The sequence below is a fragment of the Mesorhizobium sp. IMUNJ 23033 genome, from assembly GCF_044778005.1.
Lineage (GTDB): Bacteria > Pseudomonadota > Alphaproteobacteria > Rhizobiales > Rhizobiaceae > Mesorhizobium > Mesorhizobium amorphae_A.
Genome location: NZ_JBJACT010000004.1, coordinates 376,347 through 386,020, shown reverse-complemented (window position 1 = coordinate 386,020; position 9,674 = coordinate 376,347). Strand labels below are relative to the sequence as shown.

Genomic DNA, 9,674 nt, shown 5'->3' with positions numbered 1-9,674 from the left:
TTGCATCGTTCTCAACCGCATGCTGGCATGGGCACGCCCGGAGTCTATCCGGCGTCAAGTCACGCAGGCATAACCAACTACATTAAAGATCGAAATGCGTTCGATTTCATATCCGCGCACCAACGCCGACTGTGCTTCTTTCCCCAGCGGGGGATGGTCTCGTAGGAGACGACGATCCCCCGCTCCAGCAGCATTTCTTCAACATCGCGCAGGCTCAGCCCGAACCGGTAATAAAGCCAGACGGCATGAGCAACGATTTCGATCGGGAAGCGATGGTTCTTGTAGGTGGCGCATGCTTCGACCATGCCAACCTGACTTATCGTCAAACCGTTAAGCCAAAATCAATGTGACAGCACCCGATGAGGTTGTGATCACGATCGCCGGCAAGAAACACTGGCTATGGCGTGCCGTCGATCAGGATGGTTTCGTCCTTGACGTCCTGGTCCAGAACCGCCGGAGTGCCAGGGCTGCAAAGCGGTTGATGAGAAAACTCCTGAGAGGACAAGGCCGTTCGCCCCGTGTGATGATCACCGACAAGCTCCGGTCCTATGGCGCCGCAAAACGCGACATCATGCCCAGCGTCGAACATCGCTCGCACAAAGGCCTGAACAATCGGGCGGAAAACTCCCATCAGCCGATCCGAAGGCGTGAGAGGATCATGAAGCGCTTCAAGTCAGCCAGGCAGCTTCAACGCTTTGTTTCCATCCACGACCCGATCGCCAACCTCTTTCACATTCCCCGCCACGACATCTCATCCACCCATCATCGCGAGCTGCGAGCAATAGCCATGGAAACATGGCGCCAGATCGCACGCCTTCATGCCGCCTGAACCAAAGGCAGAACTCCAAATCGTGCCTTCGCAGCGTTAAGTTTACGATGCCCTTTCAACTGATCTCGTTGCTCCTTTCCGACCTCGTTCATTTCGGCCGTGATCGACTGTGGAGCCGTGTATTGCAACTGATGCTCGACGACCTCGCATAATTTCGCCAGCGCCCCCTCTATTCCGATAATCAGAAACCTTGAAATCAGCGCAAAAACGATCGACGTAAAGAGTCCTGCGATCGACGTGGCGAACTTGAATGAGGCCACGTTCAGAAGGTTGAACATCGCGTTTTTCATCACGTCGATATCGTTGCTGCTCGCGCCCCTGGCGGCTTCGTGCAAGCACGATTCCGATGAACGTAAGCAACAGACCAACACCGACGAAATAGCCGGAGACGCTGCCGATCACTTTCAAGCCGGGCAGTTTTTCTCGGACCAATCCGTAGTTGATGAAACTTTGTGGCCGGATCGTATTTTGAATAGGACCGCCAGCTTCAACTTTGCCTTTCAGAAGCGTTTCGTCGAACTCCTTCCACGCGGCGCCGATCAAACGATGGCGAAGCAACCGAGGTAGAATCTCGACCTCATAGTCACGCGCAAAACGAACGGAGCTGTCACGGCTGCTCAGCAGCCGCCGCATTCGCAAAAGCGAGACGGTGACCGCGAGGGTGTGCATGACGAAGAATGCGACAAGCAGGCCCAAGCCAGTAAAGAAAATGAGCAATGCGAGGGAATAGATGAAGTCGTGATCCCGCGCAGTCGCAATAGCCATCTCGTCATTGCCGGCCGCGATGCCCTTTGCAATGCCTTCAAATGCTGTGGAGATCAGTGTCAGGTCGAACCAAGGCAGCCACAACGAGGCGACGTAGATGACCCCAATCGCGATAGCCCAGAAGGCTGCGAAGCGAAACGCAGATGACCAAAAGATCCTGTACACGAACTGCAACACCCCCAAGCCGCAGCCCAATAGTTACTGATGTATTAGTCTAACGCAATCGCAGGGGCGAACTTAATGTCGACACCTGGAGCGGGCCGGTCGTGGGACCATATACATGATTCCGAGGGGTGCTATCCTAAGAATTGGCCTTATTTGCCGCGTTCTTAGAGGTCGTTCGAGGTGGGCGGCCTGATCCGGCCGCGCGACATCTATATCACAGAACATACTATAATAAGCTGCAAGCCTGGATGCCACATCGATAGGGATGCGGGGAAGCTCCCAAGACCTCGTCGCGAGCATCTAGTTTCCGCTGAGTGCGAGGAAGCGGTCGCTCGGCCACAACCGATCCCAACCTGCCAATCTCCCGTGCCGTCGAAGGCGAGAGATTGGCAATGCACAAGGAGGAGCGACATTCCTGCATTGCCAGATCCGGACATTTTAACTTAGCCGCTACAGGTCAAAGTCGCATAAGAATGCAGTCCGAAACTGCCGGGCGGATGACCGTTATGGCAATATAGCGGGTCGTTCATGGCACCCAATCGTATGTGAGGCGTATTCCGGTTCCGGACGCGCCGCGCGATGCTAGGTCGCGTTGTCCGGCGGGCCAAGCCAATGACACCCACAAAGCTGCTGATTGGGCAGATCGCTGTTGTGTTCGCAATCGTCATTCTGGGCGTGTGGGCGGCGACGCAATGGTGCGCCCATATGCTCGACCATCAGCCGGCGCTAGGCGGGCCATGGTTTGCCGTGGGCAGATGGCCGATCTACAAGCCGTGGAAGCTTTTCGATTGGTGGTTCCACTTCGACGCCTACGCGCCTGAGGTCTTCGACAAGGCTGGGATGCTCGCGGGCGCCAGCGGATTCGTGGGTTGTGCGGCCGCGATGGCTGGCTCGCTCTGGCGCGCGCGACAGCGTGGTCTGGTCACCACATATGGATCTTCGCGATGGGCCAACACGCGGGAGATCGAGAAGGCAGGGCTGTTTCGGTCGGCAGGCGTTTTCCTCGGCAAACTGAAGGATTGCTATCTTCGCCATGACGGACCGGAGCACGTCATGGCCTTTGCGCCTACACGTTCGGGCAAGGGCGTCGGTTTGGTTATCCCAACGCTTCTTGCCTGGACAGGATCGACCGTCATTCATGATATCAAGGGCGAGAATTGGCAGCTGACGTCTGGCTGGAGGTCGAAGTTCTCGTACTGCCTACTGTTCAATCCGACCGACTCAAGGTCAGCGCGCTACAACCCACTGCTGGAAGTGCGCAAAGGTCCGAACGAGGTCCGCGACGTCCAGAACATCGCTGACATCCTCGTCGATCCGGAAGGCGCGCTGGAGCGACGGAATCATTGGGAAAAGACCAGTCATTCACTCCTGGTCGGGGCCATCTTGCATGTGCTCTACGCCGAGGAGGAAAAGACGCTTGCCCGCGTTGCCACCTTCCTGTCGGATCCGCAACGCTCGTTCGCAGCGACACTGCAGCGGATGATGACGACAAACCATCTCGGTGCCACCGACAGGCCTCAGGTGCATCCTGTAGTGGCTTCGGCCGCACGTGAGGTGCTGAACAAATCTGAGAACGAGCGTTCCGGCGTTCTCTCGACTGCCATGTCTTTCCTCGGGCTCTATCGCGATCCGACTGTGGCTGCGGCAACTTCGGTCTGCGACTGGCGTATCGCCGACCTCATGGATGCCGAACGACCAATGTCGCTCTATCTGGTCGTGCCGCCTTCGGACATCTCGCGCACAAAGCCCCTGGTCCGACTGATCCTCAATCAGATCGGCCGGCGGCTCACCGAGCGATTGGAAGGCGATCCAAAGAAGAGCCGCAAACATCCACTGCTCATGATGCTCGACGAATTCCCGGCGCTCGGGCGGCTAGATTTCTTCGAGACCGCGCTCGCCTTCATGGCCGGCTATGGCATTCGCGCTTACCTGATCGCACAATCCTTGAACCAGATCTCGAAAGCCTATGGCGAAAACAACGCCATTCTCGACAATTGCCACGTACGGATTGCCTTTTCCTCCAATGACGAGCGCACCGCCAAGCGCATCTCAGACGCACTTGGTACGGCGACGGAACTGAGGTCCATGCGCAACTATGCCGGCCATCGGCTGGCGCCCTGGCTTTCGCACGTCATGGTGAGCCGGCAGGAAACTGCCCGCCCGCTGCTGACGCCGGGCGAGGTGATGCAGTTGCCGCCATCGGACGAACTGGTGCTGGTATCGGGATTGCCGCCGATCCGCGCCAATAAGCTGCGCTATTACCAAGATCAGAATTTCACCGAGCGGGTGCTGTCTTCGCCCGTCCTGCACGACGGTCCCTACGCGGACTGCCCTATGTGGCGCCCGGACGATTGGACCGGACAAGTACGCGGCGTCGATCGCCGGCTTGCTGCCGACAACGAAACCGCCACCGCGGCAATTCAAGATGAGGGCGGTATCCAACAGCAGCGCCATCCGGGTTTGCCGGAGGAACACGCCGTCGTGACTCCGGAGCCCGATCAAGGTGATCTGTTCGTGCCCGCCGACGACGATAGTGAGGCACTTGTCGACAAGCGCGTCATGGATCGGATCTCTACCGCCGCGCGTGCCTACGGCATCAACGAGGGAAGGGGCGACGACAAGGACATCGTGCCCGGCTTCTGAAGCTCCATGACCGGCGTACTTCAGCGTATATAACAGCCATAAGCGAATTTGAGCATCTGGCCGATGCTTGTTCCCGCCGCCGTACCCGCCGTGCGGCCAGTTGGAACAAGCCAAATGAAGCCGCACCGTATCCGTCATCAGTTTCTGCTTGAGCCTGGGCTAAGCGAGAAGCTGGACAACCTTGGCCGCGATCCATCGACGACCAAATCAGCGATCGTGGCGAAGGCGATCGAAGCCTTCATCGAGCGGCGTGGCGAGAACGAGCTCGACCGGCGCTACGGCGTAAGGCTCGACCGTCTTTCCCGCGACCTCGCTCATGTCAGGCGCGATGCCGAGATGATCCTGGAGAGCCTCGCACTTTTTATCCGCTTTTCGATCACGCTTCATGCTCATACGCCGGTCCCGGACAGGGCGACACAGGCGATCGCCCAGGAACGTTTCGACAAATTCGTCGAGCAAGTCGGCCGTCAGATCGCGTCGGGGAAACGGTCGCTTGGCAAGGACAATGGCGCGGGAGGGGAAGGATGAGCTCTCATCCGGAGGCCGACCATCGTCGCCGCGCAATGCTGCGCACCGCCATGGGCCCGGCGATCACCGAAGCCCTAGCCGATCCCTTGGTCATCGAGGTGATGGTCAATCCCGACGGTGCGCTGCGCCTCGACCGGTTAGGAGAGGGCCTGGTCGATACTGGCGTGCACATGCACCCATCCGAGGCGGAACGCATCGTCCGCCTTGTCGCTTCCCATGTGCGCGCCGAGGCGCATGCCGATAATCCGATCGTCAGCGCCGAACTGCCCTCGGGCGAGCGCTTCGAGGGGCTGTTGCCGCCAGTCGTACTGGCGCCATGCTTCGCCATTCGCAAGCCAGCGGCAAATCTCTACCCGCTGGCCAACTATGTGGCCGACCGCATCATGCTGCCGCTGCAGGCCGATGCGCTGAGGAAGGCGGTGCGCGAGCGGCGCAACATATTGGTCGCGGGCGGCACGTCTTCGGGCAAAACCACGCTCGCCAATGCGCTGCTGGCCGAAGTCGCCGAATGCGACGAGCGGGTGATCCTGATCGAAGACACACGCGAGCTGCAGTGCGCTGCCAAGGACTGCGTTGCGCTTAGGACAAGACGGGGCTCGGTGACGCTTGCCGATCTCGTACGCTCGACGCTGCGGCTCAGGCCCGACCGCATCATCGTCGGCGAAGTCCGAGGGGCGGAAGCCCTCGACATGCTGAAGGCATGGAACACTGGCCACCCCGGCGGCATCGCCACGGTTCACGCCAATTCGGCGCGCTCCGCCCTCTACCGGATTGAGCAACTCGCCCAGGAAGCCGTCGTCACCGTTCCCCGCCGTCTCATAGCCGATGCCATTGATCTGATCGTCTTCATCGCCGGGCGCGGATCCTCGCGCCGCATCGACGCGATTGCCGAGGTCACCGGTCTCGACGGCAGCGGCGATTACGCTGTCGCCCCGCTCACGCTTCCCCAACTCCAGCAGCTTTGAAAGGTCACTTCATGCGCAAGAAGCTTCGCTTTCTTTCGTCCACCGCGCTCGCGTTTTGTCTTACGGCCTCGGCTCACGCGGCCGGCTCCGGCATGCCATGGGAACAGCCGCTGCAGCAGATACTGGAGTCGGTGCAGGGACCGGTCGCCAAGATCGTCGCGGTGATCATCATCATCACAACGGGCTTGACCCTTGCCTTCGGTGACACCGCAGGCGGATTCCGCCGGCTCATCCAGATCGTCTTCGGCCTTTCAATCGCCTTTGCGGCATCGAGCTTCTTCCTCTCCTTCTTCTCTTTCGGTGGCGGGGCGCTCGTCTGATGGTCGCGGGCGAGCAGCATATCGAGGGCTTCGAGGTTCCAGTCCACCGGGCGTTGGCCGACCCGATCCTGCTCGGCGGTGCGCCGCGGGCGGTCGCGATCCTCAACGGCACGGTGGCCGCGGCAATCGGCCTGGGCTTGCAACAATGGATTGCCGGGCTGGTGCTCTGGCTTGCCGGCCACACACTCGCGGTCTTCGCCGCAAGGCGCGATCCGGACTTCGCCACAGTGCTTGTCCGCCACCTTCGTCTCAAGGGGTGGCTTGCATGCTGAATCTTTCGGAATATCGCGGCAAAGCCGACCGGCTTGCCGATCATCTGCCGTGGGCCGCACTTGTTGCGCCGGGCATCGTGCTCAACAAGGACGGCAGCTTCCAGCGAACTTTTCGGTTCCGCGGCCCCGATCTCGAAAGCGCGACGGAAGCCGAGCTCGTCGGCATCTGCGCGCGGGCAAACAATGCGCTCAGACGCCTTGGCTCGGGCTGGGCATTGTTCGTTGAAGCCGAGCGGATCGAAGCGCTGGGCTATCCGAATTCTCGCTTTCCCGACGCGGCGTCATGGCTGGTCGACGAAGAACGCCGCGCGGCCTTCGAGGGCAAGGTCGCGCATTTCGAAAGCCTCTACCATCTGACCTTGCTGTTCATGCCACCGCCGGACAGCCAGGCACGGGCGGAAAGCGTGCTCGTCGACTCGCATCATTCAGAAGGCGAAAGAGACTGGCGCCAGGAGATGGCGCGGTTCCGAGACGAGACCGACCGGGTTCTGGATCTTCTGTCGGGCTTCATGCCCGAGGTGCGCGCCCTCGACGATGCCGAGACGCTGGCCTATCTGCACGACACAATCTCGACCCGTCGCCATCCGGTCGCCGTGCCGGAAACACCGATGTATCTGGACGGCATCCTGGTCGATGCGCCGCTTACCGGCGGCTTGGAGCCGATGCTGGGTGAGCAACATCTTCGCACACTCACCATCCTCGGCTTTCCGAACGTTACACGGCCCGGAATCCTCGACGCACTCAACAACCGGGATTTCGCCTATCGCTGGATGACGCGCTTCATTCCGCTCGACAAGACCGAAGCCACGAAGACGCTGACCCGGTTGCGGCGGCAGTGGTTTGCTAAGCGCAAATCGATCGTCGCGATCCTACGCGAGGTTGTGACCAACGAACCGGTCCCGCTCGTCGACAGCGATGCCGACAACAAGGCGCTCGATGCCGACGAAGCACTTCAGGCCCTGGGCGGCGATCATGTCGGCTTCGGCTATCTCACGACGACCGTGACGGTATGGGACGAGGATCGCCAAGCCGCCGCAGAGAAACTTCGTTCGGTCGAACGCATCATCAATGGGCTCGGCTTCACCACGATCCGTGAAAGCGTCAATGCGGTCGAGGCCTGGCTCGGCTCATTGCCCGGCCATGTCTATGCCAATGTTCGCCAGCCGCTCGTTCACACACTGAATCTCGCCCATCTCATGCCGCTCTCCTCGGTATGGGCCGGCTCAGCAACGAACGAGCATCTCGCCAAGGTTACCCAGACCGACGCCCCGCCGCTTCTCGTGGCCGAGACCAGCGGATCGACACCGTTCCGGCTTTCCACGCATATCGACGATGTCGGCCACATGCTGATCGTTGGTCCGACCGGCGCCGGAAAGTCGGTTCTGCTTGCGCTGATCGCTCTTCAGTTCCGACGCTACGCCGGCGCCCAGGTCTATCTCTTCGACAAAGGCAATTCGGCCCGTGCGGCGACCCTTGCCATGGGTGGAGAGCACCATGCACTCGGCGCGGACGGGGCGCTTTCCTTCCAGCCGTTGCGCGACATCAGCGACCAGGCTGCCCGCAGCTGGGCGGCCGAATGGGTCGCCGGCCTCATTGCCCATGAGAACGTCGCAGTTACCCCAGAAGTTAAGGAGGCGATCTGGTCGGCACTCACCAGCCTTGCTACCGCGCCGGCGCAGGAACGCACGCTGACCGGCCTGTCGGTCCTGCTTCAGTCCAATGGGCTGAAGTCTGCGTTGATGCCCTACACGCTCGACGGCCCCTTCGGTCGGTTGCTCGACGCCGATGATGATCGGCTGGCCTTGTCGGATGTGCAATGTTTCGAGACTGAGGAGCTGATGCACAGCCAAGGCGCTGTGCTGCCTGTGCTCACCTATCTGTTTCATCGGCTGGAGGAGCGATTCGACGGACGGCCGACGCTGCTCATGCTCGATGAGGCCTGGGTCTATCTCGACAATCCGCTGTTTGCCGCCCGTATCCGCGAATGGCTGAAAGTGCTGCGCAAGAGAAATGTGTCGGTCATCTTCGCCACGCAATCGCTTGCCGACGTCGCCGGCTCTGCAATAGCGCCTGCAATCATCGAGAGCTGCCCACAGCGTATTTTCCTTCCCAATGACCGTGCCGTGGAACCGCAAGCGCGGGCGGCCTATGAGCGCTTTGGTCTGAACGAGCGGCAGATCGACCTCATCGCCCGCGCCACGCCGAAGCGGCAATACTATCTCCAATCGCGTCGCGGCAACCGGCTCTTCGAGCTGGGCTTGGGTCCCATCACACTCGCGCTTTGTGGCGCCTCCGATCCAGCTACGCAGACCCTTATCGACAGGGCCCTGTTCGAGCACGGGCAGGACGGCTTTGCCTCCCACTTCCTGAATTCGCGCGGCCTCGATTGGGCCGTCGAACTTCTTCTGCAATTCCCTCAACCAGACAAGGAGCAATCGTCATGATGGGACGCCGCCTTTTCACCAGCCTGATCACAGTTTCTCTGATCGCCAAACCCTTGGCCGACTATGTTCAGCCAGCCTATGCCCTGATCGTCTTCGATCCGTCGAACTATGCGCAAAACGTGCTGTCGGCGGCACGCGCATTGGAGCAGATCAACAATCAGATCCAATCGCTTCAGAACCAGGCAACCGTGCTGCAGAACATGGCGCGCAACCTTCAGAGCCTGGATTTCTCTTCCGTGGGCCAACTCACCGGCGCGCTCCATCGCATTGATGGGCTCATGGACCAGGCAAGCGGCCTGAGCTTTGATCTAGGCAAACTTCAGGACCAGTGGCGCAGTCAATACCCGGAAAGCTACGACGCCACGATCAAGGTCAGCGACGTGGCAAGTGCCGCGCGCGAGCGTTGGCAGAGCGCCCTGCAGGCGTTCCGCCAGACCATGGGTGTGCAGTCGCAGATCGTCGAGAACGTCCGCGGCGACGGCGACCTGCTTGCCGATCTCGTCAACCGTAGCCAGGGCGCGGCAGGTGCGCTTGAGGCAAGCCAGGCCACCAACCAGCTGATCGCGCTTTCGACCAAGCAGCAGATGCAAATCCAGACGCTGCTCGCGACGCAGTTTCGAGCTGAGGCCGAGGATGCCGCCCGCAAGGCCCAGTCCGAGGAAGCCGCCCGCGAGATGACGAAGCGCTTCCTGGGCACCGGCACGGCCTATCCCGGCAACTGATCACCAGCTCTTTACGACGAG

At 60.5% G+C, this 9,674-nt stretch carries 8 protein-coding genes and 2 pseudogenes; 8 read left to right on the top strand and 2 right to left on the bottom strand.

What is annotated here, in order from left to right:
- Positions 1-134: 134 nt before the first annotated feature.
- Positions 135-305 (bottom strand): annotated as a pseudogene (locus ACFX5Q_RS07080) (IS6 family transposase); the annotation flags it as partial.
- Positions 306-358: 53 nt separating this feature from the next.
- Between ACFX5Q_RS07080 and ACFX5Q_RS07075 the strand changes: the two are divergent.
- Positions 359-829, top strand: a pseudogene (locus ACFX5Q_RS07075) (IS6 family transposase); the annotation flags it as partial.
- A gap of 42 nt (positions 830-871) precedes the next feature.
- On the opposite strand, the gene ACFX5Q_RS07070 reads toward ACFX5Q_RS07075, so the two are convergent.
- Positions 872-1,759, bottom strand: coding sequence for a hypothetical protein (locus ACFX5Q_RS07070; RefSeq protein ID WP_404276454.1), 888 nt, complete (start codon positions 1,757-1,759; stop codon positions 872-874).
- Between the two features lie 612 nt (positions 1,760-2,371).
- Here ACFX5Q_RS07070 and ACFX5Q_RS07065 point away from each other — a divergent pair.
- The 7 genes from ACFX5Q_RS07065 (at position 2,372) to trbJ (ending at position 9,653) form a co-directional block, all read left to right on the top strand.
- A complete protein-coding gene (locus ACFX5Q_RS07065; protein ID WP_404276452.1) occupies positions 2,372-4,402 on the top strand; it encodes a conjugal transfer protein TraG in 2,031 nt (676 codons plus the stop codon).
- A gap of 114 nt (positions 4,403-4,516) precedes the next feature.
- Positions 4,517-4,930 carry a CopG family transcriptional regulator gene (locus ACFX5Q_RS07060; RefSeq protein WP_404276450.1) on the top strand — a complete coding sequence of 138 codons (414 nt, stop codon included), beginning with the start codon at positions 4,517-4,519 and terminating at the stop codon, positions 4,928-4,930.
- The gene (gene trbB / locus ACFX5Q_RS07055) at positions 4,927-5,895 is read left to right on the top strand and encodes a P-type conjugative transfer ATPase TrbB (RefSeq protein WP_404276448.1); all 969 of its coding nucleotides are present in this window, start codon (positions 4,927-4,929) and stop codon (positions 5,893-5,895) included. The genes ACFX5Q_RS07060 and trbB overlap by 4 nt, the downstream gene beginning before the upstream one ends.
- A gap of 11 nt (positions 5,896-5,906) precedes the next feature.
- Positions 5,907-6,215, top strand: coding sequence for a TrbC/VirB2 family protein (locus ACFX5Q_RS07050; RefSeq protein WP_192182968.1), 309 nt, complete (start codon positions 5,907-5,909; stop codon positions 6,213-6,215).
- Complete coding sequence (locus tag ACFX5Q_RS07045) at positions 6,215-6,487, top strand: VirB3 family type IV secretion system protein (protein ID WP_192257616.1); 273 nt, start codon at positions 6,215-6,217, stop codon at positions 6,485-6,487. Before ACFX5Q_RS07050 ends, ACFX5Q_RS07045 begins: the two co-directional genes overlap by 1 nt.
- Entirely contained in the window at positions 6,481-8,931 is a 2,451-nt protein-coding gene (gene trbE / locus ACFX5Q_RS07040) for a conjugal transfer protein TrbE (protein WP_404276446.1), read from the top strand. The genes ACFX5Q_RS07045 and trbE overlap by 7 nt, the downstream gene beginning before the upstream one ends.
- Positions 8,928-9,653, top strand: coding sequence for a P-type conjugative transfer protein TrbJ (gene trbJ / locus ACFX5Q_RS07035; RefSeq protein ID WP_192182971.1), 726 nt, complete (start codon positions 8,928-8,930; stop codon positions 9,651-9,653). Before trbE ends, trbJ begins: the two co-directional genes overlap by 4 nt.
- The last annotated feature ends 21 nt before the right edge of the window (positions 9,654-9,674 follow it).